The sequence below is a fragment of the Nocardioides sp. genome (assembly GCF_041913365.1).
Lineage (GTDB): Bacteria > Actinomycetota > Actinomycetes > Propionibacteriales > Nocardioidaceae > Nocardioides.
Map to the genome: position 1 here is coordinate 247,514 of NZ_JAYSFM010000002.1, position 26,511 is coordinate 274,024.

General features: G+C 72.7%; 25 protein-coding genes. 14 read left to right on the forward strand and 11 right to left on the reverse strand.

All coding sequences use genetic code 11. The features are described from left to right. Window positions 1-109 precede the first annotated feature (109 nt). Together ACE3QY_RS06240 and ACE3QY_RS06245 are read right to left on the reverse strand one after the other, a co-directional pair. Window positions 110-922 carry an inositol monophosphatase gene (locus ACE3QY_RS06240; RefSeq protein WP_374455142.1) on the reverse strand — a complete coding sequence of 271 codons (813 nt, stop codon included), beginning with the start codon at window positions 920-922 and terminating at the stop codon, window positions 110-112. Beyond that, window positions 919-2,022 (reverse strand): ferrochelatase, encoded by a 1,104-nt coding sequence (locus ACE3QY_RS06245; RefSeq protein ID WP_374455143.1) that lies wholly within the window; start codon window positions 2,020-2,022, stop codon window positions 919-921. The genes ACE3QY_RS06240 and ACE3QY_RS06245 overlap by 4 nt, the downstream gene beginning before the upstream one ends. 33 nt (window positions 2,023-2,055) lie before the next feature. On the opposite strand from ACE3QY_RS06245, the gene ACE3QY_RS06250 reads away from it, so the two are divergent. Then, entirely contained in the window at window positions 2,056-3,252 is a 1,197-nt protein-coding gene (locus ACE3QY_RS06250) for an MFS transporter (protein ID WP_374455144.1), read from the forward strand. After that, window positions 3,249-4,568, forward strand: coding sequence for a D-arabinono-1,4-lactone oxidase (locus tag ACE3QY_RS06255; protein WP_374455145.1), 1,320 nt, complete (start codon window positions 3,249-3,251; stop codon window positions 4,566-4,568). The genes ACE3QY_RS06250 and ACE3QY_RS06255 overlap by 4 nt, the downstream gene beginning before the upstream one ends. 12 nt (window positions 4,569-4,580) lie before the next feature. Here the strand turns inward: ACE3QY_RS06255 and ACE3QY_RS06260 are convergent, their stop codons facing one another. Further along, window positions 4,581-5,216, reverse strand: coding sequence for a trimeric intracellular cation channel family protein (locus ACE3QY_RS06260; protein WP_374455146.1), 636 nt, complete (start codon window positions 5,214-5,216; stop codon window positions 4,581-4,583). 126 nt (window positions 5,217-5,342) lie between these two features. On the opposite strand from ACE3QY_RS06260, the gene sepH reads away from it, so the two are divergent. Both sepH and ACE3QY_RS06270 read left to right on the forward strand, forming a co-directional pair. Continuing rightward, window positions 5,343-6,302, forward strand: a complete 960-nt coding sequence (gene sepH / locus ACE3QY_RS06265; protein WP_374455147.1) for a septation protein SepH — start codon at window positions 5,343-5,345, stop codon at window positions 6,300-6,302. Window position 6,303: 1 nt separating this feature from the next. Then, on the forward strand, window positions 6,304-7,140 hold the full coding sequence (locus ACE3QY_RS06270) for an MOSC domain-containing protein (RefSeq protein WP_374455148.1): 837 nt from the start codon (window positions 6,304-6,306) through the stop codon (window positions 7,138-7,140). A gap of 3 nt (window positions 7,141-7,143) precedes the next feature. Here the strand turns inward: ACE3QY_RS06270 and ACE3QY_RS06275 are convergent, their stop codons facing one another. Next, complete coding sequence (locus ACE3QY_RS06275) at window positions 7,144-7,959, reverse strand: sulfurtransferase (protein WP_374455149.1); 816 nt, start codon at window positions 7,957-7,959, stop codon at window positions 7,144-7,146. 35 nt (window positions 7,960-7,994) lie between these two features. Between ACE3QY_RS06275 and ACE3QY_RS06280 the strand changes: the two genes are divergently transcribed. Then, window positions 7,995-8,453, forward strand: coding sequence for a hypothetical protein (locus ACE3QY_RS06280; protein ID WP_374455150.1), 459 nt, complete (start codon window positions 7,995-7,997; stop codon window positions 8,451-8,453). Window positions 8,454-8,503: 50 nt separating this feature from the next. After that, window positions 8,504-9,157, forward strand: coding sequence for a thymidine kinase (locus tag ACE3QY_RS06285; protein ID WP_374455151.1), 654 nt, complete (start codon window positions 8,504-8,506; stop codon window positions 9,155-9,157). A 3-nt stretch (window positions 9,158-9,160) separates the two neighbouring features. On the opposite strand, the gene ACE3QY_RS06290 is transcribed toward ACE3QY_RS06285, so the two are convergent. From ACE3QY_RS06290 to ACE3QY_RS06300, 3 genes are read right to left on the reverse strand one after another with little or no spacing between them, the layout of a single operon-like run. Further along, window positions 9,161-10,282 carry an alkaline phosphatase family protein gene (locus ACE3QY_RS06290; protein WP_374455152.1) on the reverse strand — a complete coding sequence of 374 codons (1,122 nt, stop codon included), beginning with the start codon at window positions 10,280-10,282 and terminating at the stop codon, window positions 9,161-9,163. Beyond that, a complete protein-coding gene (locus ACE3QY_RS06295; RefSeq protein WP_374455153.1) occupies window positions 10,279-10,860 on the reverse strand; it encodes a DUF5998 family protein in 582 nt (193 codons plus the stop codon). Before ACE3QY_RS06295 ends, ACE3QY_RS06290 begins: the two co-directional genes overlap by 4 nt. Before the next feature lie 23 nt (window positions 10,861-10,883). Further along, on the reverse strand, window positions 10,884-13,598 hold the full coding sequence (locus ACE3QY_RS06300) for a GNAT family N-acetyltransferase (RefSeq protein ID WP_374455154.1): 2,715 nt from the start codon (window positions 13,596-13,598) through the stop codon (window positions 10,884-10,886). Window positions 13,599-13,674: 76 nt separating this feature from the next. Here ACE3QY_RS06300 and ACE3QY_RS06305 point away from each other — a divergent pair, with 76 nt between their 5' ends. From ACE3QY_RS06305 to ACE3QY_RS06320, 4 genes are read left to right on the forward strand one after another with little or no spacing between them, the layout of a single operon-like run. Beyond that, window positions 13,675-16,170, forward strand: a complete 2,496-nt coding sequence (locus ACE3QY_RS06305) for a DNA topoisomerase (ATP-hydrolyzing) subunit A (protein WP_374455155.1) — start codon at window positions 13,675-13,677, stop codon at window positions 16,168-16,170. Between the two features lie 4 nt (window positions 16,171-16,174). Continuing rightward, window positions 16,175-16,909 carry an LppX_LprAFG lipoprotein gene (locus ACE3QY_RS06310; RefSeq protein ID WP_374455156.1) on the forward strand — a complete coding sequence of 245 codons (735 nt, stop codon included), beginning with the start codon at window positions 16,175-16,177 and terminating at the stop codon, window positions 16,907-16,909. After that, window positions 16,906-18,678 carry an MFS transporter gene (locus ACE3QY_RS06315; protein WP_374455157.1) on the forward strand — a complete coding sequence of 591 codons (1,773 nt, stop codon included), beginning with the start codon at window positions 16,906-16,908 and terminating at the stop codon, window positions 18,676-18,678. The genes ACE3QY_RS06310 and ACE3QY_RS06315 overlap by 4 nt, the downstream gene beginning before the upstream one ends. 20 nt (window positions 18,679-18,698) lie before the next feature. Beyond that, window positions 18,699-19,193 carry a beta-class carbonic anhydrase gene (locus tag ACE3QY_RS06320; RefSeq protein WP_374455158.1) on the forward strand — a complete coding sequence of 165 codons (495 nt, stop codon included), beginning with the start codon at window positions 18,699-18,701 and terminating at the stop codon, window positions 19,191-19,193. 122 nt (window positions 19,194-19,315) lie between these two features. Here ACE3QY_RS06320 and ACE3QY_RS06325 read toward each other — a convergent pair whose 3' ends face one another. Further along, window positions 19,316-19,507, reverse strand: coding sequence for a hypothetical protein (locus ACE3QY_RS06325; RefSeq protein ID WP_374455159.1), 192 nt, complete (start codon window positions 19,505-19,507; stop codon window positions 19,316-19,318). Window positions 19,508-19,700: 193 nt separating this feature from the next. Next, on the reverse strand, window positions 19,701-21,773 hold the full coding sequence (locus tag ACE3QY_RS06330) for a type IIA DNA topoisomerase subunit B (protein ID WP_374455160.1): 2,073 nt from the start codon (window positions 21,771-21,773) through the stop codon (window positions 19,701-19,703). Between the two features lie 315 nt (window positions 21,774-22,088). Here ACE3QY_RS06330 and ACE3QY_RS06335 point away from each other — a divergent pair, with 315 nt between their 5' ends. The 3 genes from ACE3QY_RS06335 to ACE3QY_RS06345 all read left to right on the forward strand — a co-directional run bounded on the left by ACE3QY_RS06335 (window position 22,089) and on the right by ACE3QY_RS06345 (window position 23,730). Continuing rightward, the gene (locus ACE3QY_RS06335; protein ID WP_374455161.1) at window positions 22,089-22,334 is read left to right on the forward strand and encodes a hypothetical protein; all 246 of its coding nucleotides are present in this window, start codon (window positions 22,089-22,091) and stop codon (window positions 22,332-22,334) included. Between the two features lie 92 nt (window positions 22,335-22,426). Then, window positions 22,427-22,903, forward strand: a complete 477-nt coding sequence (locus tag ACE3QY_RS06340; RefSeq protein WP_374455162.1) for a DUF456 domain-containing protein — start codon at window positions 22,427-22,429, stop codon at window positions 22,901-22,903. After that, the gene (locus ACE3QY_RS06345; protein WP_374455163.1) at window positions 22,903-23,730 is read left to right on the forward strand and encodes an EamA family transporter; all 828 of its coding nucleotides are present in this window, start codon (window positions 22,903-22,905) and stop codon (window positions 23,728-23,730) included. The genes ACE3QY_RS06340 and ACE3QY_RS06345 overlap by 1 nt, the downstream gene beginning before the upstream one ends. A gap of 4 nt (window positions 23,731-23,734) precedes the next feature. On the opposite strand, the gene ACE3QY_RS06350 is transcribed toward ACE3QY_RS06345, so the two are convergent. Next, a complete protein-coding gene (locus tag ACE3QY_RS06350; protein WP_374455164.1) occupies window positions 23,735-24,277 on the reverse strand; it encodes a hypothetical protein in 543 nt (180 codons plus the stop codon). Window positions 24,278-24,359: 82 nt separating this feature from the next. On the opposite strand from ACE3QY_RS06350, the gene ACE3QY_RS06355 reads away from it, so the two are divergent. Continuing rightward, window positions 24,360-25,520, forward strand: coding sequence for a CapA family protein (locus ACE3QY_RS06355; RefSeq protein ID WP_374455165.1), 1,161 nt, complete (start codon window positions 24,360-24,362; stop codon window positions 25,518-25,520). A gap of 4 nt (window positions 25,521-25,524) precedes the next feature. On the opposite strand, the gene ACE3QY_RS06360 is transcribed toward ACE3QY_RS06355, so the two are convergent. Continuing rightward, the gene (locus ACE3QY_RS06360) at window positions 25,525-26,511 is read right to left on the reverse strand and encodes a M28 family peptidase (RefSeq protein ID WP_374455166.1); all 987 of its coding nucleotides are present in this window, start codon (window positions 26,509-26,511) and stop codon (window positions 25,525-25,527) included.

Genomic DNA, 26,511 nt, shown 5'->3' on the forward strand with positions numbered 1-26,511 from the left:
TCGTCGGCGCCAGATTGTGCACCATGAACCGGTTCCGTGGTGAGCCGGTCCGCAACGTGTCGCATGAACAGTGACCCACGCCTCGCTATTCCCAGGATCCCGACGAGCGTCAGGAAAGGAATCTGGCGGCCCCCAGAGCGGCTACGAAGGTGTCCCAGCCCTCGGCCGGAGCGCCCACCACGACGTTGCGCGTCGGGTGCGGGTCGAAGGTCATGCTGCCGTCCAGGAGGTCGAACGTCCCGCCCGCCTCGCGGAGCACCAGGCCGGCCGCCGAGTAGTCCCAGGGCTGTGGACCGGCCTCGACGTAGGCGTCCGCGCTGCCCTCCGCCACGTGGCACAGGTCGAGCGCGCAGGAGCCCATCCGGCGGATGTCGCGCACCTCCGGCAGCAGCCGCGCCACGCACGCCGCCTGGTGGGCCCGGACCTCGCGCTGGTAGCCGAAGCCGGTGAGGACCAGGCGCTCGGCGAGCGGGGGCTGGCGGCGTACGCCGATGGGCTGGCCGTCACGCATGGCACCGGCGCCGGCGGCAGCGGCGTACTCGAGCCCTGTCGGGATGGCGACCACGGCACCGGCCACCACCTCACCGTCGACCTCGGCAGCGACCGAGACCGCGCAGTCGGGCAGGCCGTAGAGGTAGTTCACGGTGCCGTCGATCGGGTCGACGATCCACCGGACGCCGCTGGTGCCGGGCAGGTCGTCGCCCTCCTCGCCGAGGATGGCGTCGTCGGGGCGGGCCGCGGTGATGCGCGAGCGGATCAGCGCCTCGACCGCACGGTCGGCCTCGGTCACCACGTCGACCGAGCTGGTCTTGGTGTCGGCGACGTCGATGCCGCCGAGCTGCATCTCGCGGGCGAGGTTGGCCCCCTCATGCGCGACGGCGACCGCGAGCTCGCGCAGCTCGACCGGGGTTGCGTCGGTCACGAGTCGACCCCGCACAGGGCGGGCCGCGGACCACGCGGGTTGGGGCAGCACCCGACGGCGCACAGGTCCGGGCCGGCGGGCAGCGAGCCGACGGCGACGCGCTCGGGGTCCTCCCCGCGCTCGGCGGCCGCCCGCTCGAGCACCAGGTCGCGCACCATCGTCACGAAGCGGTCGTCGGTGCCGGAGGTGGCGGCCCGCACCGCCTGGATGCCCAGTCGCTCGGCGGTGGCCATCGCCTCGGTGTCGAGGTCGTAGATGACCTCCATGTGGTCGGACACGAAGCCGATCGGCACCAGGACGACCTGGCTGACCCCGTCGGTGGCGAGCTCCTCGAGGTGGTCGTTGACGTCGGGCTCCAGCCACGGCGTCGACGGCGCGCCCGAGCGCGAGCAGAAGACCAGGTCGTGCCGGTGCGCGCGCCCGGTCACGGCGCGGATCCGCCGCGCGACCTCGTCGACCGCGCTGCGGTGCTGGCGCACGTAGGCGCCGGAGCTGCCCGGACCGCCGCTGGTCTCGGCCATCTCGGTCGGGATCGAGTGGGTGACGAAGACCAGCCGGGCGCGGTCGCCCCGGTCGGGCAGCTCGGACAGGGCCCCGACGCACGCGTCGACGACGGGCTCGATGAACCCGGGGTGGTTGAAGTACTGCCGCAGCCGGTCGAGCCGCGGAGCGCCCGGGGTCTCGGCGGAGGCGTCGAAGAGGTTCTCGCGGTACTGGCGGCACGACGACCACGACGAGTACGCCGACGTGGTGAACACCGCCGCCCGCGTCACCCCGTCGGCGACCATCTGCTCGAGGGTGTCGGCGAGGTAGGGCTCCCAGTTGCGGTTGCCGAAGTAGATCGGCAGGTCGATGCCCTGGTCGGCGAAGTCCTTCTCCAGCGCCGCGATGAGGGCGCGGTTCTGGTCGTTGATCGGACTTCGCCCGCCGAAGAGGAAGTAGTGCTGCCCGACCTGCTCGAGACGCTCGCGCGGGATCCCCCGCCCGCGGGTGACGTTCTCGAGGAACGGCACCACGTCCTCGGGCTTCTCCGGGCCCCCGAAGGAGAGCACCAGGAGGGCGTCGTACGGCTTCACGTCGGGGTGACCCGCGGGATTCATGCAGCCAGCGTAGAGCGCCCTACGATCTCCCCGATGCTCGACTCCTACCGCCGGGTGCTGGCCCACCCCGGCGCCCTCGCCTTCAGCAGCGCCGCGCTGGTCGCCCGCCTGCCCATCTCCATGGTCGGCCTCGGCATCGTGCTGCTCGTCGAGCAGCGCACCGGCTCCTACGGACTGGCCGGCACGGTGTCCGCGGTCTTCGTCCTCGCGGAGGCCGCGTTCGCGGTGATGCACGGCCGGCTGGTCGACTCCCACGGGCAGTCCAAGGTGCTGCCGATCGCCATCTCGATCTTCGGCGCCGGCCTGGCCCTGATGATGCTGGCCGTCGAGCGCGACTGGCCGCGGGCCCTGACGTACGTCTTCGCCGCCGTCGCCGGCGCCGCGCTCCCCCAGGTCGGCGCGAGCGTCCGCACCCGGTGGTCGCACCTGCTCGACGACACCGGGCAGAAGCAGACGGCGTTCGCGCTCGAGGCCGTGCTCGACGAGGTCGTCTTCGTGGTCGGGCCCGTCCTGGTGACGCTGCTCGCCACCAGCTGGCACCCCGTCGCCGGCCTGTCCGCCGCTCTGCTGAGCGGGCTCGTCGGCACGTTCGCGTTCGCTGCGCAACGTCGCACCGAGCCGCCCGCCGGACGCACCCAGCAGACCGGTGCGCGGGCACCCATGCCGTGGCGCCTGGTGCTCCCCCTCGCGCTGGTCTGCCTCACCCTCGGTGCGTTGTTCGGCGCCGCCGAGGTCACGACCGTGGCGTTCGCCGAGGAGGCGGGCAGGCGGTGGGTGGCCGGCTGGCTCCTCGCGGCATGGTCCTTCGGCAGCCTCGTGGCCGGCCTGGTCACCGGGGCGATCGCCTGGCGCAGCGGCCCCGAGGTGCGGCTGCGGTGGGGCTCGGCGGCGATGGCCCTGGCGATGGCGCCCCTGATGTTCATCGAGTCGGTGCCGCTGATGGCGGTCGTCCTGCTGGTCGGCGGCCTCGCGATCGCGCCCACGATGATCGGCGCGATGACGATGGTCGAGCAGGGCGTGCCCTCCACCCGGCTCACCGAGGGCATGGCGATCCTGCACACCGGCATCGTGGCGGGCGTCGCCCCCGGTGCGAGCGTCGCCGGCTTCGTGGTCGACCACAGCGGGGCGTCCGCGGCCTACTCCGTGGCGCTCGCCGGTGGCCTGCTCGGCGCGCTCCTCGCCCAGACCGCCCGCACGGGCTCGTCCCGTCCCGCTAGCCTCCGGGCATGACGCCCTACGACGGCACCCGCTGGCGCAACTGGTCCGGCCTCGTGGAGGCCCACCCGCAGCGGGTGCTGAGCCCGTCGTCGGTCGGGGCCGTCGTCGACGTCGTACGCCAGGCGCGCGAGCAGGGCACCACGGTGAAGATGACCGGCACCGGCCACAGCTTCACGGCGATCGCCGCCCCCGAGCACACCCTGCTGCGGCCCGAGCGGCTCGCCGGGCTCCTCGAGGTCGACCGCGAGGCGATGACCGTCACCGCCCGGGCCGGCACCCCGCTCAAGGACCTCAACGCCGCGCTCGAGCGACTCGGCCTGTCGCTGCACAACATGGGTGACATCGCCGAGCAGACTCTGGCCGGGGCGACCTCCACCGGCACCCACGGCACCGGCGGCACCGCCGCCGGCCTCGCCGCCCAGCTGGCCGGTCTCGAGCTGGTCACGGGCACCGGTGACGTCGTCCGTGCCTCGGCGCAGGAGAACCCCGACGTCTTCGAGGTCGCCCGCGTCGGCCTCGGCGCGCTCGGCGTCCTGACCAGCGTGACGTTCGACGTCGAGCCGCTCTTCGTGATCGAGGCCCACGAGCAGCCGATGGGCTGGGGCGAGGCGCTCGACGCCTACGACGAGATGACGGCCGCCTCGCACCACGTCGACATGTACTGGTTCCCCCACACCGACGCGATGATGGTCAAGCAGAACGTCCGCACCGACCTCGATCCCGGCGAGCAGCAGCCGCCATCCCGCGTGGCCGCCTGGTGGGAGGACGAGCTCGTGTCCAACACCGTCTTCGGCGCCCTCTGCCGCGTGGGCTCACGCGCCCCCGGCCTGATCCCCCGCATCAACAGCGTCGCCGGCCGGGCCCTGTCGGAGCGCCGCTACAGCGACCTGGCCCACCGTGTGTTCGTGACCCCGCGCCGGGTCCGCTTCCGCGAGATGGAGTACGCCGTCCCGCGGGAGGTCGGCCTCGACGTGCTCCGCGAGTGCCGCCGGGTGATCGACGCGAGCGACTGGCAGATCGCGTTCCCGGTCGAGATCCGGACCGCGCCGGCCGACGACATCCCGCTGTCCACCGCGAGCGGCCGCGACAGCTTCTACCTGGCGTTCCACGTGCCGATGGACACCGACCACACGGCGTACTTCGGTGGCCTCGAGCCGGTCCTGCGCGAGGCCGGCGGCCGCCCGCACTGGGGCAAGGTCCACACCCGCACTGTGGCCGACCTGGCGCCGGCCTACCCCCGCTTCGACGACTTCCTGGCGATGCGCGAGCGCCTCGACCCGGACCGGGTCTTCGCCAACGACTACCTGCGCCGGGTGCTCGGCGACTGAGTCGGCACGGCCTCAGACGTTCGCCGGCCCCTTCGGCATCGGCGCCTGCCAGCCGCGGACCATGGCGAGCAGCCGCCAGCCGAGGCAGGTGCCGAACCCGGCGGCCGCGACGACGAGCAGCGGCAGGTCCGCCCGGTCCAGTACGACGGCCACGGCGGCACCCGCGAGCGCCGGGGTGGCGTACAGCGCCCCCTCGAAGACGACTGGGACGCGGCCGGCGAGCACGTCACGGATCATGCCGCCGCCGATGCCGGTGACCATGCCCATCAGCGCGGCTGGCACCGGGCCGACGCCGAACTCGACGGCCTTGAGCGCCCCGGTGACGCAGAACAGCGCCAGCCCGAACGCGTCGAACAGGGTGACCACCCGCTCGAGGCGGCCCACGGTCGGGTGGAAGACGAAGGTCAGCAGGCCGGCGGCGACCGGGACGATCAGGTAGCGCCAGTCGGCCAGCGCGGCCGGCGGCGTCGCGCCGATCAGCACGTCGCGGATGAACCCGCCGCCGAGGCCGGTCACGCCGGCGAGCACGAGGGCGGCGAACAGGTCGAGCCCCTTGCGCACCGCAACGAGCGCGCCCGTGACCGCGAACACGAAGATGCCGACGAGGTCGATCACGACGAGCGTCGTGGCGTACTCCGCGGTTGGCACACCCGAAGGCTAGGCCACGCTCCTGCAGGCGCGCCGCAGCGCCTCACGAGCGGGGGCCCCACGCTGGCGTAGGCTCGCCGGAACGCACATCGACACCCTCAGGAAGCAGTCAGGAGCACGCCGCCCATGGCCAAGCTGACGTTCACCGGACGCAGCGGTGACGGCAAGCGCCTGCTCCTGGTGGACGAGTCCGGCGAGGAGCACTCCGTGGTGATCGACGCCAAGCTCCGCAACGCCCTCTCGGGCGTGTCCGCAAGCAACGGCCAGTTGGAGATCCCGATGGAATCAAGCCTCCGCCCCCGCGACATCCAGACGCGCATCCGCGCCGGTGAGACGCCCGAGTCGGTGGCCCACGCCGCCGGCACGTCGGTGGAGAAGATCATGCCGTTCGCCGCTCCGGTCATGGCCGAGCGCGCCCACGTCGCCGAGCGCGCGCAGCTGGCATCGGTGCGCCGCCGCGCCAACGAGTCCGGGGCCCGCACCCTCGGCGAGGCGGTCACCGCCCACCTCCGCGCCCACAACGTCGACCCCGGCTCCGTCGAGTGGGACGCGTGGCGCCGCGAGGACGGCCGCTGGACCCTCACCGGGATGTACGACGTCGCCGGCCGCACCGGCACGGCGACCTTCTCCCACGACCCGCGCGGCAACTTCGTGACCGTCGACGACGACGACGCACGGTGGCTGATCGGTGACACCTCGCCCGCCGCGCCTGCGGAGCCGGCCGCCGACGACCTGGCCGCGGCGCGGCAGCGTCGGCTCAACGCCGTCACCGGCGAGGAGCTCCCGCTCGGGGACGACGCGATCGAGATGGTCGCCGAGGAGGAGTCCTCGGCCAACGAGACGACGGCCGAGCTGTCCGCGCTCGGGACCGAGCAGCCGGTCGAGGCCTACCTCGACGACCGGTCCCCGGACGAGCCGCACGACGACGCGACCGCCTCCGAGAGGTCCGCTGAGCCCGCGGCCGAGACCACCGCCGAGACCGCTCCCGAGACCAACCCCGAGCCCAAGGCCCGGCCGAAGAAGCGCGGACGCGCCTCGGTGCCGAGCTGGGACGAGATCATGTTCGGTGGCGGCAAGGGCGACTGACGTGCGCCTGGTCCAGCTCAACGTCCACCCCCTCAAGTCCGGCGCGATCCGGCCCGTCACCTCGGCCGACGTGCTCCGCCGCGGGCTGCGGGACGACCGGTCGTGGATGCTCGTCGACGCGTCCAGCCGCTTGGTGTCGGCGCGTGAGCTGCACGCGATGTTCCACGTCGTCGCCGACACCCCGGCCACCGACCCGTCCGTCACGAGCCCCCTGCGCCTGCGTGCCGCCGGGATGGACGACCTCGCCGTGGAGGTGCCCGACGCCGAGCCCGTGCCGATCCGCCTGTTCTCCCTCGACCTCAAGGCAGTTCCGGCAGGTGCGGAGGCCCAGGCATGGGTGCGCCGGGCGCTCGGTCGTGACGACCTCCGCCTGGTGTGGTGCCACGACCCCGCCGCGCGCAACCTCCAGCCCGGCTTCTCCACCCCCGACGACCACACCGCGTTCGCCGATGCCTTCCCGGTGACCGTCGCGTCGCTGTCCTCCCTGCGCCGCCTCAACGACTGGATCCTCGAGCGCGCCCTCGAGACCGGCGAGGAGCCCCCGGAGCCGCTGCCGGTCGAGCGCTTCCGCGCCAACCTGGTCGTCGACGGTGACGAGCCCTTCGGGGAGGACCACTGGAGCGAGGTCCGGGTCGGCGACGTCCGGTTCCGGGTCGCCAAGCCGACGAGCCGCTGCGTGATGACGACCATCGACCCCGCGTCGCTGACCACCGCCAAGGAGCCGATCCGCACCCTGGCCCGGCATCGCCTGGTCGACGGCAAGACCATGTTCGCCGTCCACCTGCTGCCGCTCGACGTGGGCCGGATCAGCGTCGGCGACGCCGTTACGGTGACCTGAGGCTCAGCCCGTCTCGACCGGTCGCGCGGGATCGGTGATCCAGCCGCTCCAGCTGCCCGGGTAGAGGGCTGAGTCGACGCCCGCCGCGGCCAGCGCGAGCACGTCGTGCGCGGCGGTGACGCCGGAGCCGCAGTAGGCCGCGACCGACCCGGAGGAGGTGGCGCCCACCCGGGCGTACGTCGCGTAGAGCTCGTCGGCGGACCGGAAGCGGCCACGCTCGTCGAGGTTCTCGGTCGTGGGCACGTTGACCGCACCGGGGATGTGGCCGGCCACCGGGTCGACGGGCTCCGTCTCCCCGCGGAACCGGTCCCCCGCCCGGGCGTCGATGAGCACGTCGACGTCGAGCACGTCGTCGGCCCCGACGACCGCCATCTGCTTGTCGGCGGACACGGTGAAGTCACCCGGATCGACGCTGGTCTCCCCCACCTCGACGGGGTGGCCGTCGTCCTGCCAGGCGGTCCAGCCGCCGTCGAGGACGCGTACGTCGTCGTGGCCGTGGTGCCGCAGCAGCCACCAGGCTCTCGCGGCTGCACGGCCCTGCCAGTCGTCGTACACCACGACGGGGCGGTCGGCGCGCACCCCGACCCGCTGCATCGCGGCCTCGAAGCGCTGCTCGTCGGGGAGCGGGTGCCGGCCACCGGCCCCCGGCGGGTCGGCGAGGTCCTCGTCGAGGTCGACGTACGCCGCTCCCGGCACGTGCCCGGCCGCATGCTCCTCGCGCCCGGGCGGGCCGCCCATCAGGTAGCGCACGTCGAGGACCGTGACGTCGTCGAGCTCGGCCGCGAGCTGGTCGGGACTGATCAGGGGCCCGTCGGTCATGGAGCCACCCTCCCACGACGTGGCACCCTGCCCCCATGGAGATCGACTGGGCCAAGGGGGACGTGATCCTCGTCGACGGGATGGAGGTCGCGCACGCCTCCCGCGCCTGGTGGCGCGAGCGGGCCGAGGTGCAGATCGGGCCGGAGCTGTGGCACTACCGCTCCGAGCACCGCGGCACCCTGGTCGCGGAGCTCGACGGCGTCGTCCGCTTCACCGCGCGGCGGTCCGGGGTCTTCAGCTCGACGTGGTCCGTCGACGTCGGCGACCAGCTCCAGATGCGGCAGGCCAGCTGGTTCCGGACCCGGCTGGCGATCACCCGGGCAGGTGCCCCGGTCGGCGAGGCGTCGTCGTCGGGCATCTTCACCACCCGTCCGCGCATGACGCTCGACCTGCACGTCGACACCCGGGCTGCCTGCTTCCTGCTCTGGGTCGCCCACATCGAGTTCAACCGCGAGCAGGCGAGCAACGGCGCGTCGGCCGGCGGCGCCACCTGACCGTGTCCCGCGCCCGGGACCACCGGGTGCTGTGACAAGATCACCGCGACATGGCTGAACTGCACTTCTTCACGGGCACGATGGACTCCGGCAAGTCGACGCTGGCGCTCCAGACCAACCACAACCACGCCGCCCGAGGACGCGTCGGCCGCATCTTCACCACGCACGACCGTGCCGGCGCGGCCGTGCTCTCCAGCCGGCTCGGGCTCACCCACGACGCGCTCGAGGTCGACGCCGACTTCGACTTCTGGACCTACGTCGTCGACACGCTGACGCGCGGCGGCCGGATCGACTACCTCATCTGCGACGAGGCCCAGTTCTACTCGCCCGCGCAGATCGACCAGCTCGCCAAGGTCGTCGACGAGCTGCAGATCGACGTGTTCGCCTTCGGCATCCTCACCGACTTCCGGACCCAGCTGTTCCCCGGCAGCGCGCGCCTCGTCGAGCTCGCCGACCGGATGAACGTGCTCCAGGTCGAGGCGCTGTGCTGGTGCGGCAAGCGCGCGACCCACAACGCCCGCACCGAGAACGGCGCCATGGTCGTCGAGGGCGAGGTGATCGTCGTCGGTGACGTCGACCAGGTCGACGAGCCGCCGGCCGACGTCGCCTACGAGGTGCTCTGCCGCCAGCACCACCGCCGTCGGCTCACCGCCGCGCGGGCCAAGGCGGTCAGCCTCGCACCCGAGCCGCTGCCCTTCGGCTGAGCCTCACCCCACCAGGACGGGGATCAGCATCTCCGTCGAGGTCAGCGATCCGTGCAGGCCCACGAGCGTGTTCTCGTAGGGGAAGTCGCGCGTGGAGACCACGGCGGCGTCGCCGTGGCAGGCCACCATCACGTCGCCGAGCCGCGGCAGCACGCCGGGCTCGACCGCGCCGAACCAGCCGGTGGCGACGGCCTCCTCCCGCGTCAGCACCGTCGCGTGCTCCCCCAGCACCTCGCGCCACGTGTCGACGACGTCCGGCACGGCTCCCGCGGCGCAGTAGAGGTGCCGGAAGCGGGCCTCGCCGCCGACCAGGCCCACGCCGTCGCGCAGCCCGTCGGTCTCGTCGACGTCGACGCGCGCCTCCTGCGGGCTGTCGACCATGCCGTGGTCGGCGACCACGAGGAGCCGGGTCGAGGAGGGCAGCGCCTCGCGCAGCTGCTCGGCCTGGTGGTCGACCATCGCGAGCTGCTGGAGCCACTGCGTGGAGGCGACGCCGAACTTGTGGCCGGTCCAGTCGAGGTCGGAGTCGTAGACGTAGGTCAGCGCCGGCTGGTGGGCCGACGCGCTCACCGCGGCCGCGATCCGCTCGCCCACGCGGTCGGCACCGACGTACGTCGCCCCGCGCTGCGAGGCGACGGTGAGGCCCGAGCCGTCGAAGTCGCGCTTGTTGACCGAGGTGACGTGCACGCCGGCGTGGGCGAGCCGGCCGAAGGCGGTCGGGTGCGGCTGCCACTCCAGCGGGTCGACGTGCTTGTCCCACCACAGGTGGTTGAGCAGCCGGTCGGTGCCGGGGATCCGGGCGGTGAAGCCGACCAGCCCGTGCGCACCCGGGACCAGGCCCGTGCCGAGCGAGGTCAGCGACGTCGCGGTCGTCGACGGCACGCCTGCCGTGCCGGTCGTGCCGTCGGCCACCAGGGAGGAGAGGTAGGGCGCGGAGTGCCCGAACCGAGCCAGCAGCTCGGCGCCGAGGCCGTCGACCAGGAACACGACGTACGCCGGTGCCGGGGGCAGGTCGAGCCCACCTGTGTGGCCGTCGAGGCCCACGCCCAGGGCGCGCGCCACGGAGGGCACCACGTCGGCCAGGGAGCGTTCGCCGTAGGCCGGTGGCGTGAAGTCCGGGTTCATCCCCGCGTGCGCGCGGAGAGGGTGTCGGCGAAGGACAGCAGCCCGGCCACCGAGTCGGCGCCCTCGGCGGCGGCCGAGACCCGCAGTGTGTAGTCGTCCCCGGCCAGGGTGCCGGTGTAGCCGTGGTCGGCGTCGCAGCTGGGGTCGGAGCAGACCGCCGGCTCGAGGTCGAGACGACCCACCCCGCCCCAGCCGATCGTCAGCACGGCCTCGGCCGGCGGCGCGACGCCGGCGGTCGGGTTGGCCACCATCCGGGTCACCACGACGGTCCGGATCGAGGTCAACGTGACCGCCTCGGTGGTCGTGGACGTGTAGGGCTCGGGGAGCAGGTCGTCGCCGGGGTGCTCGTCGGTGTGGGCGATCACCAGGCGGGTCGGGGTGAGCAGCAGCGCCGTGAGGTGCCGGCGTACCTCCTCGTGGTCGAACGTCGTCTCGTGGTGCACGAAGTAGGAGACGACCTCCTCGCCGCCGGCGGCGGAGAAGACGCCGTCCGCGACGACCTCGGGGTAGTAGCCGGTGCGGTGGATCTCGCGGCGGAGGTCGTCGGAGACGTCCAGGTCACGGGTGGAGCGGGCCATGGGTGAAGTCTGTCACGCACCGCTCAGTCGGGCAGCGTGTCCCCGGGCATCGTGCTCAGCCGCCGCACGAACCAGTCCGAGCGCGGGTCCTTCACCGGCTCGACGCGCATGCTCGCCCCGAGGACGGTGGCGCCCTCGGCGCCGGCGAGCACCAGCGGCAGCTGGAGCGCGCGGACCTGCGGCAGGTCGTGCTGGAGCTGGGCGACCTGGCGGACCAGCCGCTCGATCTCCTCCACGTCGACGATCTCGCTGCCCCGGTAGCCGAAGAGCAGCGGCGAGGCCTTGATCTCGCGGACCATGTCCTGCGCGTCGTGCTCGGCCAGCGGCGGGATCCGGTAGGACCGGTCGCCCAGCAGCTCGGTCAGCGGGCCGCTCACGCCGAAGGAGATCACCGGACCGAAGAGCGGGTCCTCCATCGTGCTGATCGTCACGGGCACGCCGGGCGGCGCGTTGCGCTGCACCACGAACCCCGCCTTGTCGGGGTCGGTGATGAGCTGGTTGAGCGAGGTCCAGGCGTCCTTCATCTCCTCGGCGTCGTCGATGTTGCGCCAGACGTGGGCGAGGTCGGGGCGGTCGCGCAGGTGGTCGGCCGTCGCCTTGAGCACCACGTCCCAGCCGAGGGCCTCACCCGCGGTGACGGCCTCGTCGAGCGACTCGACGGCGTAGGTGTCCCACAGGTCGATGCCGTAGGCGTTGAGGAGCCGGTGCTGCTCCTCGAAGTCGAGGTCGCGGCCCTCGGGGTGGCGCATGAGCAGCTCGTTGACGAGGTGGCGGGCCTTGTCGCGCTCGGAGGAGTCGGCCTCGAGCGGCTGCGCCTGCGGGAACCGCAGCCACACGGCGTACTCGACGACGCGGGCCATGGCGCGCACCGCCGCCTCCACAGCGGGGTACGACGGCACGGAGCCGCGGCCGGCGCTGGAGCCGGCCACGTCGGGCACCCGCAGCAGCTCCGGTACGCCCTCGGTGCCGAGGAAGGTCGAGACGATCGGCTTGTCGGACTGCTCACCGACAGCGGCGAGCACGTTGGCGACGTCCTCACGGGCGCCGGCGACGTTGAGCGGCGGGATGAAGATCGCGACCACCGCGTCGACCTCGGGGTCGTCGATCGCCCCGTCGAGCGCGTCCTCGAAGTCCTCCGCCGTGGCCTCGGCGCCGAGCGCGACCTGCTTGTTCACGACCAGGCCGACGGAGTTCGCGGCGTCGGCCGCGAGCAGCCCGAGCGCGTCGGAGTTGCCCACGATCGCGACCCGTCGCCCACGCGGCAGCGGCTGGTGCGCGAGCAGCTGGGCGACGTCGAACATCTCCTCCAGCGACTCGACCTGGATGATGCCGGCCTGCCGGAACATCGCGTCGACGGCCTCCGGCGGTGCGCCGATCTTGCGCACCGCGTGGCCCATCGGCACGCCCTGGGAGCTGCGCCCCGAGCGGACCGCGACGATCGGCTTGCGCCGGCTGACCCGGCGGCAGATGCGGGAGAACTTGCGCGGGTTGCCGATCGACTCGAGGTAGAGCAGCACGACCTCGGTGGCGTCGTCCTCCTCCCAGTACTGCAGGAGGTCGTTGCCCGACACGTCGGCGCGGTTGCCGGCACTGACGAACGTGGTGAGGCCGAGCCCACGGTTCTGGACCTTCTCCAGGATCGCGGAGCCGAGCGCGCCGGACTGGCAGAAGAAGCCGGCACGGCCGCGCGGCGGCATCACCGACGAGAGGGAGGCGTTGATCGAGACGTCGGGGTCGGTGTTGATCACGCCGAGCGCGTTGGGCCCGATCAGGCGCAGGCCGTAGGAGCGGGACAGCCCGACGAGGCGGCGCTGCCGCATCCTGCCCTCCTCCCCCGTCTCCGCGAAGCCGGAGGAGATCACGACGAGGCCGTGCACGCCCTTGGCCGCGCAGTCGAGCACGACGTCCTGCACCGCCTCGGCCGGGACCGCGACGATCGCCACGTCGACCTCGCCCGGTATCTCGGCGACCGACTTCCACGCCGGCATGCCGCCGACCGCGTCGGCGCTGGGGTTGACCACGTGCACCCGGCCGGTGAAGTCACCCAGCACGAGGTTGCGCACCAGCAGGTGGCCGATGGTGTCCTGGCGGCGGCTGGCGCCGATCACCGCGACAGACTTCGGGGACAGGAAGCGCTCGATCGAGGCGTACTCGGCCCGGTGCTCGCGCTGCTCCATCACGCCGATGGCGGTGTCGGTCGGGTCGATCCGGAAGACCAGCTCCATCACGCCGTCCTCGAAGGCGCTCTTCACCTGGTAGCCGGCGTCCTTGAAGGTGTGGATCATCGCCTGGTTGTCGGGGAGCACCTCCGCGACGAACTCCTCGATCCCCCGCTCGCGCCCCGCCTGGGCGAGGTGCTCGAGCAGGAGCTGGCCGATCCCCCGCCCCTGGTGCTTGTCCTCGACGAGGAACGCCACCTCGGCGTAGCCGGGCCGGATCGTGTCGTAGCGCCCGACGGCGATCATCTGCCCCGCGACGAGCAGGATCATCGCCACCCGGTCGCGGTGGTCGACCCGCGTGAAGCGGTCGAGGTCGCGCTGGGACAGCTCGGGCATCGGGGAGAAGAAGCGGTAGTACTTCGACTGGTCCGAGACGCGGCTGTAGAACTCGACCAGCAGCTCCCGGTCCTCGGGCTGGATCGGACGGATGTGCGCGGTCCGCCCGTCCCGCAGCAGCACGTCCGCCTCCCAGTGGCGCGGCGGAGGCGGAGCGGTCGGCAGTTCATCCGCTTCGGTCACGGCTGCAATCTATCGGGCACCCGCTTTCGGCGTGCCCCGGCTCCGAGCTGCGGCACGAGCGGGGACAATGGCGCCCATGGCACGACGTACGACGAAGCAGCCCCTCCCGGACGACTTCGAGGAGCACATCCTCGACACCGACATCCGAGACGAGATGCAGTCGTCGTTCCTGGAGTACGCCTACTCGGTCATCTACTCCCGGGCGCTGCCCGACGCCCGCGACGGCCTCAAGCCGGTCCAGCGCCGGATCCTCTACACGATGGACGACATGTCGCTGCGCCCTGACCGCGGGCACGTGAAGAGCGCCCGCGTCGTGGGTGAGGTCATGGGTCGACTGCACCCGCACGGCGACGGCGCGATCTACGACGCGCTGGTCCGGATGGCGCAGCCCTGGTCGATGCGGCTGCAGACCGTCGACGGCCACGGCAACTTCGGCTCGCCCGACGACTCCCCCGCCGCGATGCGCTACACCGAGTGCCGGATGGCGCCGGCCGCGGTGGCGATGACCGCCTCGATCGACGAGGACACGGTCGACTTCAAGCCCAACTACGACTCCCGCGAGATGGAGCCGGTCGTCCTGCCGGCCGCCATCCCCCACCTGCTGGTCAACGGCTCGGCCGGCATCGCGGTCGGCATGGCCACCAACGTCGCCCCCCACAACCTCGTCGAGGTGGTGCAGGCGCTCAAGCACCTGATCACCCACCCGAAGGCGTCCCTCGACGACCTGATGCGCTTCGTCCCCGGCCCCGACCTGCCGACCGGCGGCAAGATCGTCGGCCTCGACGGGATCCGCGACGCCTACGAGACGGGGCGGGGCACCTTCAAGATGCGCGCCACCGCCCGCGTCGAGTCGGTCACCGCCCGCCGCAAGGGCATCGTCGTGACCGAGCTGCCCTACGGCGTGGGCACCGAGCGGGTCATGGACCAGATCAAGAAGCTGGTCCTGGCCAAGAAGCTGCAGGGCATCGCCGACATCAAGGACCTCAGCGACCGCGACCACGGCCTGCGCCTGGTCATCGAGGTCAAGAACGGCTTCGTCCCCGAGGCGATCCTCGAGCAGCTCTACCGCCAGACGGCGCTGGAGGACTCCTTCGGCATCAACGCCGTCGCCCTGGTCGACGGCCAGCCGCGCACGCTCGGCCTGGTCGAGATGCTCGAGGTCTTCCTCAACCACCGCTTCGACGTCGTACGCCGTCGCTCCGTGCACCGCCGCACCAAGGCCGCCGACCGGCTCCACCTGGTCGACGGGCTCCTCATCGCGATCCTCGACATCGACGAGGTGATCCAGGTGATCCGCGGCTCCGACAACGCCGCGGCCGCCAAGGAGCGCCTGATCTCGGTCTTCGACCTGTCCGAGGCCCAGGCCGACTACATCCTCGACATGCCGCTGCGCCGTCTCACCAGGTTCTCCAAGCTGGAGCTGGAGAAGGAGAAGGGCGAGCTCGAGCGCACGATCGAGTACCTCGACGCGATCCTCGCCGACGAGAAGCTGCTCCGGAAGGTCGTCTCCGACGAGCTCACCGAGGTCGCCAAGGAGCACGGCACCCCGCGGCGGACGGTCCTGCTCGGCGCCGCTCCCGCGGTGTCGGTCGCGGCGACCTCCGTCGAGGTCACCGACGACCCGTGCTTCGTCCTGCTCTCCTCCACCGGGCTGCTCGCACGCACCCGGGACACCGGTCCTCTCGGCAGCGGGGGCGACCGGGCCAACCACGACGTCACGGTGTCCGCGGTGCTGACGTCGAAGCGCGGGGAGATCGGTCTGCTCACCAACCGCGGTCGGCTGGTCAAGGTCCAGGTCATCGACATCGGCGCGGAGCTGCCCTCCACGGCCAACGACCCCAACGTGGCGGGTGGCGTCCCCCTCACCGAGCTGGTCGCGCTCGACAACGGCGAGCGCGCCCTGGCCCTCACCTCGCTCCCGACGGACGGCCCCGGCCTCGCGCTCGGCACCCGCCAGGGCGTGGTCAAGCGGGTCAACCCCGAGATGCTCGGCCGCGACGAGTGGGAGGTCATCGGCCTCAAGGACGGCGACGAGGTCGTCGGCGCCGTCGAGCTGCGCACGGGCGAGGAGGAGCTCTGCTTCATCTCCTCCGACGCCCAGCTGCTGCACTTCCCGGCCTCGGGCGTCCGCCCGCAGGGTCGCTCCGGTGGCGGCATGGCCGGCATCAAGCTCGGCGCGGGCCAGCAGGTCGCCTTCTTCGGGGCCTTCGACCCCGCCGACGCCGTCGTGGTGACTGCGTCCGGGTCCTCCGTGGCCCTGGAGGGCACCGAGGCCGGCGCGGTCAAGGTCACCCCGTTCAGCGAGTACCCCGGCAAGGGCCGCGCCACCGGGGGCGTCCGCAGCCACCGGTTCCTCAAGGGCGAGGACGTGCTGGTCAACGCCTGGGCCGGCCCCGGCCCGGCCCGTGCCGCCGCGTCCAGCGGCGCCCCCATCGACCTCCCGGAGACCAACGGCAGGCGCGACGGCTCCGGCGTACCTGCTCCGCAGCCCATTGCAGCCATCGCCTCCCCGGTCGCGGCGCAGGTGGCGGGCGCGGATGCCGTCGCGGCAGCCGCCCCTGTGGAAGGCTGACGCCATGCTCCTTCGCGCGCCGCTCCGTGCCCGGACGCACCGTCGTCTGGCCGCCACCGCCTCGGTCCTGCTCGCCCTGCCGACCTTCGCCGCCTGCTCGGGCGACTCCGGCGACGCGGCCGAGGACGGCAAGTCCCCCGAGGACGTCCTTGCCGAGGCGGCCACCAAGCTCACCGAGACGAGCGGCGTCGACCTGACGCTCTCGACCGCGAAGCTGCCCGACGGCGTCTCCGGCATCGCCAAGGCCGACGGCACCGTCACCAACGCGCCGGCCTTCGACGGCTCGATCACGGTCGTCTTTGCCGGGCAGACCGCCGAGGTCCCCGTGATCGCGGTGGACGACAAGGTCTACGCCCAGCTGCCGTTCACGACGGGCGCCTGGGACACCGTCAACCCCAAGGAGTACGGCGCTCCCGACCCCTCACAGCTCGTGGGCGAGGACGGCTTCGCGGGCCTGCTCGGGCTGACGCAGTCCCCCGAGGAGGGCGAGAGCGTGCGCGGCGGTGACAACAACACCGAGGTCCTCACGACCTACTCAGGGACGGTGCCCGGTGACGCGATGGACGCCGTCATCCCCTCCTCGGCCGGTGACGCCTTCGACGTCGAGTGGCAGGTCAACGACGACGGGGAGCTGCGCAAGGCGACCCTGACCGGCGTCTTCTACCCCCACACCGACCCGATGACCTACACCGTGGAGTTCGACGCCTACGGCACCGAGAAGGAGATCACCGCGCCGTGAGCGTCGGCCCGGCTGCGACCGGGGACGTCTCGCGCACCTCGCGGCTCCTCCTGTCGATCGCGGCGGTCGCCGTGGCGTTCGCGGCAGCCGACACGTACGTCGTCGTGCTCGCGCTGCCCGACATGATGACCGGCGTCGGCGTCCCGATCGACCAGCTCCAGCGGGCCGCGCCCATCGTCAGCGGCTTCCTGCTCGGCTACGTCGCGATGCTGCCGCTCATCGGCCGGATCGCCGACCTCCGCGGCCGCGTCCCGGTGCTGGTCATGGCGCTCGTGCTCTTTGCGCTGGGCTCGCTGATCACGACGCTGGCCTACGACATGCCCAGCATCGTCGCGGGGCGCTTCCTGCAGGGAGTCGGCGGTGGCGGCCTGGTGCCGGCCACGCTCGCCCTCGTCGCCGACCTCTACCCCGTCGAGCGCCGCGGGATCCCGCTCGGCGTCGTCTCGGCGGTGCAGGAGATCGGCTCGGTCGTGGGCCCGCTCTTCGGCGCGGCCGTGCTCGCGGTCGCGGACTGGCGGGCGATCTTCGCGATCAACCTCGCCGTCGGGCTGGTGCTCGCAGCGGCCGTACGCACGCTCTCACCCGCCGCGGACCGCGAGCGGCGGCTCCGGCGGCCCGACGTGGTCGGGCTGCTGCTCCTGCTCGCGACCCTGGCGAGCGCCCTGGTCGTGTTCCTTCGTCCTTCCGTGCTGATGCGCGACCTCACCTGGGGCAGGCTCTTCATCCCCTTCGCCGGCGACGGCCGCTGGCTCACCCCGATCGGCGCGATCACCGTCGCAGCCCTCGCCCTGCTCCTCACCTGGTGCTGGTTCGCGCGCCGTCCGCTGCTCGACCTCCGCGGCTGGACGCGCGTGCTGCTCGAGGCCGACCTGGTGGGTGCGTTGCTGCTGGCCCTCGCGCTCGGCGGGGTGATCCTGGCCTTCGCCACGGCGGACCCCAAGGTCGAGGTCTTCTCGCCGCGCGGGCGCTGGTACCTCCTCGGCGCGCTCGTGGCGGCCGCTGCCTTCACCTGGCACGTACGCCGCGCCGCCAGCCCGCTCGTGCCCCGCGGAGCCCTGCGGCGTACGCCGGCGTGGGGGGCGCTGCTGGTCAGCTTCTTCGTCGGCGCCGCGCTGATCGCCGCCCTCATCGACATCCCGCTCTTCGCCCGCACCACGGTCTATCCCGACGACCAGCTCCCCGCTGCACTGGTCCTGGTGCGGTTCCTGCTGGCGCTGCCGGTGGGCGCCGTCGTCGGTGGCTACCTGATCCGCTCCCTGTCCCCGGGCGTCGTCACGGCCATCGGGATGGCGATGGCGGCGGCCGGCTTCGTGCTGATGACGCGCTGGGGGCTGACCACGATCGAGGAGCCGATCGCCAACCTCGCGCTCATCACCGGTGGCCTCGGCTTCGGCCTCGCCCTCGCGCCGGTCAACGCCGCCCTGCTGGCCTTCACCGACGACGACGTCCACGGCGTGGCCAGCGCCTTCGTGGTGGTCGCGCGGATGGTGGGCATGCTGATCGGCATCTCGGCGCTCACCACGATCGGCCTGCGCCGCTACTACTCCGAGCAGCTCGCGATCCCGCCGGTGCAGGAGGTCTGCGACGGCAAGAGCAAGTGCAAGGCCTTCTCCGACCTCCTGCGGGTCGCCGGCATCGCCCAGGAGCACGCGGTCTTCTGGGGGGCGGCCGGCTGCGCGGTCGTGGCGGGCGTGCTCGCGCTCGTCGTCTTCCGCGAGGTCCGGCCGACCCGGCTGGCCGCACGAGACGTGTTCTCGGGCCACGCCTGAGGTTCGCTAGCCTGCGGGGCGTGGACGACTTCTCCGACCTCATGCAGGCCAACCGCGCGTTCGCGGACTCCTTCGACCTCGGCGGCTTCGACGGCAAGGCGCATGCCGGGATCGCCCTCGTCACGTGCATGGACTCCCGCATCGACCCACTGCGGATGCTCGGACTCAAGCACGGCGACGCCAAGATCTTCCGCAACCCCGGCGGCCGGGTGACGCCGCAGGCGCTCGAGGCGCTCGTGCTCGGCGTGCACCTGCTCAACGTCTCGCGCATCCTCGTCGTCCCGCACACCCGCTGCGCCATGGCCTCCGCGTCGGAGGAGGAGCTGCGGGTCAAGGTGGGCGAGTCCGCCGGCACCGACGCCAGCTGGCAGTCGTTCGGCGTCGTGCCCGACCAGCTCGACCAGCTGCGCCAGGACGTCGCCAAGGTGCGCACGCACCCGCTGATCGCCGACCGGGCGAGCGTCGGCGGGTTCCTCTACGACGTCGACACCGGCCTGCTCACCCAGCACGTGTGACCGCCTCGCCTGTTCATCATGGGATGTCGGCGAACAGGCGCTTGTCCGGGTCAGGTGACCATGGCAAGCGCCCATTGACCGACATCCCATGGTGAAGCGTCACCGGGACCCGACGGCGTACGTCAGTCGCCGGACGTCGCCCGGCCTCGCTGAGGGTCTGCCTGCATGGCGGCGATCCGCTGGTCGGTGCGGTCGATCCGGTAGGCGTCGAGTGTGCCGTGGCGCACCGCGAGCCGGATGATCCAGTACAGCGCGAACACGGCCGCCCCGTAGACCGGCACGACGAAGAGCAGCAGCCCTGCAGCGTCGAACATGCCCGGATCCTAATCGCTCCGCCGGCACCCGCCCCGGGCAGCCGTCCTGACCGTCGGATGAACGTCCGCCCACACGCGCGGAAGTCCATCCGCGTCCGAGCGTGGGCGGCTCCCCAGCGGCCCGAACCTCCACTCGTGTGCGTGGAAGTCCATCGGGGACCGAGCGTGGATCCGACGCCCAACCACCTCGGTCTCAGGCGTCCAATGTCTCCACGTCGACCTCGTAGGCGCCCTGGACGATGAACTCCTTGCGGGGCGCGACGTCGGAGCCCATCAGCAGCTCGAAGACCCGGCTGGCCTCGTCGACGTCGTCAATCGTCAGCTTGCGGAGCGTCCGGTGGCGCGGGTCCATGGTGGTCTCGGCCAGCTGGTCGGCGTCCATCTCGCCGAGGCCCTTGTAGCGCTGGACCGGGTCCTTCCACCGCAGGTTCTTCTTCTTCAGCTCGGCGAGCTTCCGCTGGAGCTCGTCGTCGGAGTAGGTGTAGATGTACTTGTCCATCCCCTTCTTCGGGTTGGACAGCTCGATGCGGTGCAGGGGCGGCACGGCTGAGTAGAGCCGCCCGTCGCGCACCAGCTCGGGCATGTACTTGAAGAACAGCGTCGCCAGCAGGCACCGGATGTGCGCGCCGTCGGAGTCGGCGTCGGCCATCAGGATGATCCGGCCGTAGCGCGCCGCCTCGAGCTCGAAGGTCCGCCCGGACCCGGCGCCGACGACCTGGATGATCGAGGCGCACTCGGCGTTCTTGAGCATGTCGCCCACGGACGCCTTCTGGACGTTGAGGATCTTGCCGCGGATCGGCAGCAGCGCCTGGAACTCGCTGCTGCGCGCGGCCTTGGCGGTGCCCATCGCCGAGTCACCCTCGACGATGAAGAGCTCGGTGCGCTCGGTGTCGGTGCTGCGGCAGTCGAAGAGCTTCGCCGGCAGCGCGGAGGACTCGAGGGCGTTCTTGCGGCGCTGGTTCTCCTTGTGCTGGCGCGCGGCGAGCCGGGTCTTCGACGCGCCGGCGACCTTCTCCATCAGCAGCTTGGCCTGCGCCTTCTCGGCGCGCTTGGTCGAGGTGAGGAACGACTTCAGCTCGCCGGCCACCACCTTGCGCACGACGCTGCGCGCGGCCGGGGTGCCGAGGATCTCCTTGGTCTGCCCCTCGAACTGGGGCTCGGCCAGGCGCACGGTCACGACGGCGGTGAGGCCCTCGAGGACGTCGTCCTTGATCACGTCGGTGTCGGCGGCCTTGAGCACCTTCGCGCCGCGCATCGCGTCGTTGAAGGTCTTGGTCAGCGCCGCCTCGAAGCCGCTCACGTGCGTGCCGCCCTTGGGGGTGGCGATCACGTTGACGAACGAGCGCAGCTCGGTGTCGTACGCCGTGTCCCACCGCACCGCGACGTCGACGGTCAGCTCGCGCTCGACCTCCTGCGGCGTCATGTGGCCCTTGTCGTCGAGCAGCGGCACCGTCTCGGTGAAGGTGTCGGTGCCCTGCAGGCGCAGGATGTCGGTCACCGGCTCGCCGTGCGAGAGGAAGTCGACGAACTCGGCGATGCCGCCGTCGTGGCGGAACTTCTCCTCCACCATCTCCTCGCTGCGCTGGTCGCGGATGACCAGCTCCAGCCCCGGCACGATGTACGACGTCTGGCGGGCGCGACCGAGCAGGCCGTCCATCTCGAAGCGGGCGTCCTTGGTGAAGATCTGGCGGTCGGGCCAGAACCGGATCCGCGTGCCCGTCTTCCCCTTGGCGACACGCTTGCCCTTGCGGGTCAGGCCCGAGGTCGGGGTGAAGGCGGCCCCGGGCCCCTCGCCGTCGAACACGCCCGGCACGCCACGCTGGAACGACAGGCCCTGCTGGGAGGGCGAGCGGTCGACGTCGATGTCCATCCGCGCGGACAGCGCGTTGACGACCGAGAGGCCGACGCCGTGCAGGCCGCCGGTCGCGACGTAGGAGCCGCCGCCGAACTTGCCGCCGGCGTGCAGCTTGGTGGCGACCACCTCGACGCCCGAGAGCCCGGTCTTGGGCTCCTTGTCGGTCGGGATGCCGCGCCCGTCGTCGTAGACCTCGACGGAGCCGTCGTCGTGCAGCGTGACCTCGACGCGGTGCGCGACGCCGGCCAGGGCCTCGTCCACGCCGTTGTCGATGATCTCCCACAGGCAGTGCATCAGGCCGCGCGTGTCGGTCGAGCCGATGTACATGCCCGGCCGCTTGCGCACCGCGTCGAGGCCCTCGAGGACCAGGAGGTGTGCTGCGTTGTAGGTGTTGTCTGCCGGTGCCGCCACGGAGGTCCTGTCGTACGTGAAATCTGGAGGAACGGGGTACTACGAACCACAGATGTGGAACGACTCGACACTACCCGCGACACGCCGCCCGGCGACGGAGGCACGCCTGCTCCGGTCGCCGCCCGGCGCGGACTAGCGTGGGGCACGCCACACCGCACCACCCAGCACCGATTGGTCTCACTTCTGCAACGGCACGTCCACGGTTGAGGACAACGCCAGCGCGACGGAGTGTGACGTGATTGACTTCAAGCGTTCTCGAAGCTGAAACGCCGGAGGGGAATCTTTGCCCCACTGGCTACGTTGGGCCAGACACCGATGAACAGAAATGAGGCTGACGTGACCACTGCCACCGCACCCTCCCAGGCCGTGCTGACGGCCGGTGACCGCTGCGACCGCTGCGGCGCCCAGGCCTACCTCCGCGTGGAGCTCCAGACCGGCGGCGAGCTGCTCTTCTGCGCCCACCACGCTCGCGAGCACGGCGAGAAGCTCCGCGAGATCGCGGCCAGCGTCCACGACGAGACCCACAAGCTGGGCACCCCCGCCGCGGGCAGCGAGGCCTGAGCACGACCACCCGCACCGACTTCCCGAACGGCCCCGGACTCAGCTCTCCGGGGCCGTTCTGCGTCCCGGGGCGGGTCTGGGAGGCTTCTCCCGTGAGCCTGACCGAGATCCTGATCGCCGTGCTGATCGCCGTCGGCATCGCCGGCATCATCGTCCCCGTCCTGCCGGGCTCGGTGCTGGTCCTCGGCGCGATCCTGGTGTGGGCGCTCGAGATCGGCACCTCGACCGGCTGGGTCGTCTTCGCCGTGGCCACCACGCTGCTGGCCGCCGGCACGGTCGTGAAGTACCTCGTCCCGGGCCGCCGGCTCAAGGCGTCGGGCGTCCCCAACCGCACGCTGCTCGTCGGAGCGCTGCTGGCGTTCGTCGGGTTCTTCGTGGTCCCGGTCGTGGGCCTGTTCATCGGCTTCGTGCTCGGCGTCTACCTCGCCGAGCGCGCCCGGGTCGGTGCCGCCCAGGCCTGGCCGTCGACCACCGCGGCCCTCAAGGCCGTCGGGGTGTCGATCCTGATCGAGCTGGTCGCCGCCTGCCTGGCCGCGGTCACGTGGGCCGTCGGCGTGGTGCTCACCTGATGGCGGTCCTGCTCTCCCTCGCCGCCGCCCTCGCCTACGGGCTCTCGGACTTCGTCGGCGGCCTCGCCTCACGTCGTACGTCGGCGTGGCCGGTCGCCTTCGTCGGTGCCGTCGCGGCCTTCGTGGGCGCGGTCGTGCTGGCGCTGGCCACCGAGGGGTCCGCCAGCCGGACCGACCTGCTCTGGGGTGCCCTCGCGGGCGTGGGCAGCGGCGCCGGCGGAGCCTTCCTCTACCGCGGCCTCGCGGCCGGGCGGATGGGGGTCGTGGCCCCGATCTCCGCCGTCGGTGCCGCCCTGCTGCCGGTGTGCGTGGGCGTCGCCACCGGCGAGCGGCCCGACCTCCTGGTGTGGCTCGGGATCCTGGCGGCCGTGCCGGGCATCTGGCTGGTCAGCCGGGAGCCCGACGGTGCCGGCGACTTCGCGGCGGGGATCCTCGACGGGGTGCTCGCGGGCGTCGGGTTCGGCCTGCTGTTCGCAGCCATGGGCCAGGTCCCCGAGAGCGCTGGCTTCGCACCCCTCGCCGTCGCGCAGGGCGTCGCGGTGGTGGGCGTCGCCGCGACCGCGGCCGTCCTCGGCGGCCGCTGGCTGCCGTACGACGTCTCGCAGGCGTGGGGCGTGGTCGCGGGCGTCCTCGCCACCGGGGCGGTCCTGGCGTTCCTGCTCGCCACCCAGACCGGGCTGCTGACGGTCGCCTCGGTCGTGACCTCGCTCTACCCCGCGATCACGATCGCCCTGGCCGCCGTGGTGCTGCGCGAGCGCATCCACGCCTCGCAGGGCCTCGGCCTGCTGCTGTGCGGGGTCGCGGTCGGGCTGGTGGCGGCGGCCTGACGGCTCAGGTGCTGAGCCCGGAGCCGATCGGCAGGGTCCACCGGTGCCGCTTGGGCACCCAGTCGACGATCGGGCCGGAGCCGTCGGCCTGGTCGACCATCTTCACCGACACCCGCACGGACGGGTCCCGGTCGAAGCAGTCACGGCTGATGACCGCGCGGAACACGTCCTGGCCCCACTTGGGCCGAGCCGTGTAGTCGCACCGCACCCGGTCGTCGCTGCCCCGCCAGGCCTCGGCCTCGGTGAGGACGTAGTCGGTGCCGTCGCCCAGCCCGCTGCTGAGCACCAGCTCGGGCCCCTTGACGTCGCGGTCGGTGTCGATGAACACCGAGACCCCGGCCGCGCTCGACCTCATCAGCTCGGTGAAGCGGACCTTCACCAGGAGGTTGTCCTTGCCGTGGTTGGCCTCGAGAGCGGTGATGTCGGTCAGCGAGCCGCTGGCGTCGGCCGGGTCGTCGATCGAGAAGAACTCCGCGCTGGCCGGTGGTGACGCCAGTGCGACGAGCGTGAGTGCGGACAGTGCGGCAACCGAGATCCGAGTCCTCATGCCTCGAGTGTGGCACCACCCACCCCCACGCCGTCCACCCACTTGCGGGGGTGCGCCGTCCACGCGGTGGCACGATGGGGCCATGGCGGGTGCGGGGGTCCGGGGCAGGTGCCCGACCGGCGTGGCCGCCGTCCTGGCCACCGCTGCGACGCTGGCCGGGTGCACCTCCGCCGTCGACACGCCGCGCGCAGAGCAGCCGGTCCGCTCGTCGACGTCCAGGCCCACGCCCACGCCGACGTCCACGCCGACCCCGACCCCCGACGCAGCGACCCGCCCCATCCGCATCGCGCTGGCCGGGGACATCCACTTCGAGGGCCCCCTCGCCGACCGCCTGCGCGACCCGGCCTCGGCGCTCGCGCCGGTCTCCGCCGCCCTGTCGGCGGCCGACCTCACCATCGTCAACCTCGAGACCTCGGTCGGCACGGGTGGTCGTCCCGAGCCGGGCAAGCGCTTCACCTTCTCCGCCGGGCCGGAAGCCTTCGAGGCGGTGGCCGCCGCGGGCGTCGACGTGGCCAGCATGGCCAACAACCACGCCCTCGACCTCGGTCGCGCCCGGCTCCCCAGCACGCTCGCGGCAGTCCGTCGTGCCGCGCGGGCAGAGCAGCCGCTGTCGGTCGTGGGCATCGGCCGCGACGCCGACGAGGCCTTCGCACCCGCGATCTCGACGATCCGCGGCACCGTGGTCGCCACCCTCGCCGCCTCGGTCGCCGACCAGGACCCGACGGCCGACCCGACGGGGCACTGGGCGGCCACCGGGCAGCGGGCCGGCATCGCCGTCGCCCTCGACCCGGCGCGGCTGCTCGACGGCGTACGCCGTTCCCGGGAGACCGCAGACGTGGTCGTGGTCTACCTGCACTGGGGCATCCAGGGTCAGCGCTGCCCGAGCCCCGAGCAGCGCTCGCTGGCGAGGTCGCTGGTCGAGGCCGGGGCCGACATCGTGGTCGGCTCGCACGCCCACCGCCTGCAGGGGGACGGTCGACTGGGCGGCAGCTACGTCGCCTACGGGCTGGGCAACTACGCCTGGTACTCCCCCGGTGACGCCGCCACGTCGCGCACGGGCGTGCTCCACCTGACGGTCCGGCCGCGCGCCGCGGACGCGCGTCCCCCGGACGTCGTGCGCGCCGTCTGGGCACCCGCGCGGATCGGCGTCGCCGGCCTGCCGGTGGCCGCCACGCCCGCGGACGCCCGCGCCTTCCGGACCGACCGCGAGTCGCTCCGGGCATGCGCCGGCCTCGCTCCGTGAGCGGTCAGCGCGGCGCCAGCCACTCCAGCAGGAGCCGACCCACCCGCTCGAGCTGCGCGCGCTCCACCACGGCCGGGACGTCGCCCGCCGAGTGGTAGCCGGCGTACGGCGTCGAGCCGAGGCGGGCGCCGGGCAGGCCGTTGCGGACGAACGACCAGTGGTCGCTGCTGCGCTGGCCCGGGTCGGGGACGGCGGGCACGCCCGCGCGTCGGGCCGCGGCCAGCAGGCTGCGCTGGACGGGGTCACCGTCGCTGGCGGACCCGACCGGCACCGTGGCGCCCACCCCGACCCGGTCGAGGGAGACCATGCCACGCACGGCGGCCCGCTCGGCGGGCGCCAGCAGGGCGACGTACCTCCGCGAGCCGTAGTGGTGGTCGTCGTCCGACGGACCCCGCGGCTCCTCGGCGCCGAAGGCGACGAAGACGACCGGCAGCCGGGTGCGCCGGCCGGACACGGCGGCGGAGACCGCCAGCACGACGCCCACCCCCGACGCGTTGTCCTCGGCGCCCGGCGCCTGCGGGACCGTGTCGAGGTGCGCGCCCACCACCAGGTGCGGCTCGGTGGGGTCGAACCCGAGTGGCGTCGCGACGACGTTGGCCGAGCGGCCGGCGGAGACGGGCACGCCCCACGACTCCCCCGCGGGCACGTCGACCCGCTGGCGACTGACGTCGTAGCCCTGGCGCTCGAAGGCCCGGGCCACCCAGTCGGCCGCCCGGGCAAACGCCGGGCCGGTCGCCTCGCGCGGGCCGACGACGCCCGCCAGGTGGCGTACGGTCCCGGTCGCCGTGGACACGTCGAGGTCGTCGGGCGCGACGGGCGTCGGCTGCGGCTCGGGCTCGACCGACGGGCTCGCGGACGGCTCGGGCGTCGTCGAGCGTGCGACGGCGGGCTGGTCGGAGGGTTGCCGCGACGGCTGCGCCGGGTCGGCCGAGCAGGCGGCGAGGAGGAGCGCAGCCGGCACCGCGACGGCCACGCGACCCGGGCGGGCCAC

Excerpts from the sequence above, each read along its gene's own strand:
- ACE3QY_RS06245 (WP_374455143.1), bottom strand. The coding sequence starts at position 2,022 with ATGAATCCCGCGGGTCACCCCGACGTGAAGCCGTACGACGCCCTCCTG.
- ACE3QY_RS06250 (WP_374455144.1), top strand. The coding sequence starts at position 2,056 with ATGCTCGACTCCTACCGCCGGGTGCTGGCCCACCCCGGCGCCCTCGCC.
- ACE3QY_RS06255 (WP_374455145.1), top strand. The coding sequence starts at position 3,249 with ATGACGCCCTACGACGGCACCCGCTGGCGCAACTGGTCCGGCCTCGTG.
- sepH (WP_374455147.1), top strand. The coding sequence starts at position 5,343 with ATGGCCAAGCTGACGTTCACCGGACGCAGCGGTGACGGCAAGCGCCTG.
- ACE3QY_RS06275 (WP_374455149.1), bottom strand. The coding sequence starts at position 7,959 with ATGACCGACGGGCCCCTGATCAGTCCCGACCAGCTCGCGGCCGAGCTC.
- ACE3QY_RS06280 (WP_374455150.1), top strand. The coding sequence starts at position 7,995 with ATGGAGATCGACTGGGCCAAGGGGGACGTGATCCTCGTCGACGGGATG.
- ACE3QY_RS06285 (WP_374455151.1), top strand. The coding sequence starts at position 8,504 with ATGGCTGAACTGCACTTCTTCACGGGCACGATGGACTCCGGCAAGTCG.
- ACE3QY_RS06290 (WP_374455152.1), bottom strand. The coding sequence starts at position 10,282 with ATGAACCCGGACTTCACGCCACCGGCCTACGGCGAACGCTCCCTGGCC.
- ACE3QY_RS06295 (WP_374455153.1), bottom strand. The coding sequence starts at position 10,860 with ATGGCCCGCTCCACCCGTGACCTGGACGTCTCCGACGACCTCCGCCGC.
- ACE3QY_RS06305 (WP_374455155.1), top strand. The coding sequence starts at position 13,675 with ATGGCACGACGTACGACGAAGCAGCCCCTCCCGGACGACTTCGAGGAG.
- ACE3QY_RS06310 (WP_374455156.1), top strand. The coding sequence starts at position 16,175 with ATGCTCCTTCGCGCGCCGCTCCGTGCCCGGACGCACCGTCGTCTGGCC.
- ACE3QY_RS06325 (WP_374455159.1), bottom strand. The coding sequence starts at position 19,507 with ATGTTCGACGCTGCAGGGCTGCTGCTCTTCGTCGTGCCGGTCTACGGG.
- ACE3QY_RS06335 (WP_374455161.1), top strand. The coding sequence starts at position 22,089 with ATGAACAGAAATGAGGCTGACGTGACCACTGCCACCGCACCCTCCCAG.
- ACE3QY_RS06345 (WP_374455163.1), top strand. The coding sequence starts at position 22,903 with ATGGCGGTCCTGCTCTCCCTCGCCGCCGCCCTCGCCTACGGGCTCTCG.
- ACE3QY_RS06350 (WP_374455164.1), bottom strand. The coding sequence starts at position 24,277 with ATGAGGACTCGGATCTCGGTTGCCGCACTGTCCGCACTCACGCTCGTC.
- ACE3QY_RS06355 (WP_374455165.1), top strand. The coding sequence starts at position 24,360 with ATGGCGGGTGCGGGGGTCCGGGGCAGGTGCCCGACCGGCGTGGCCGCC.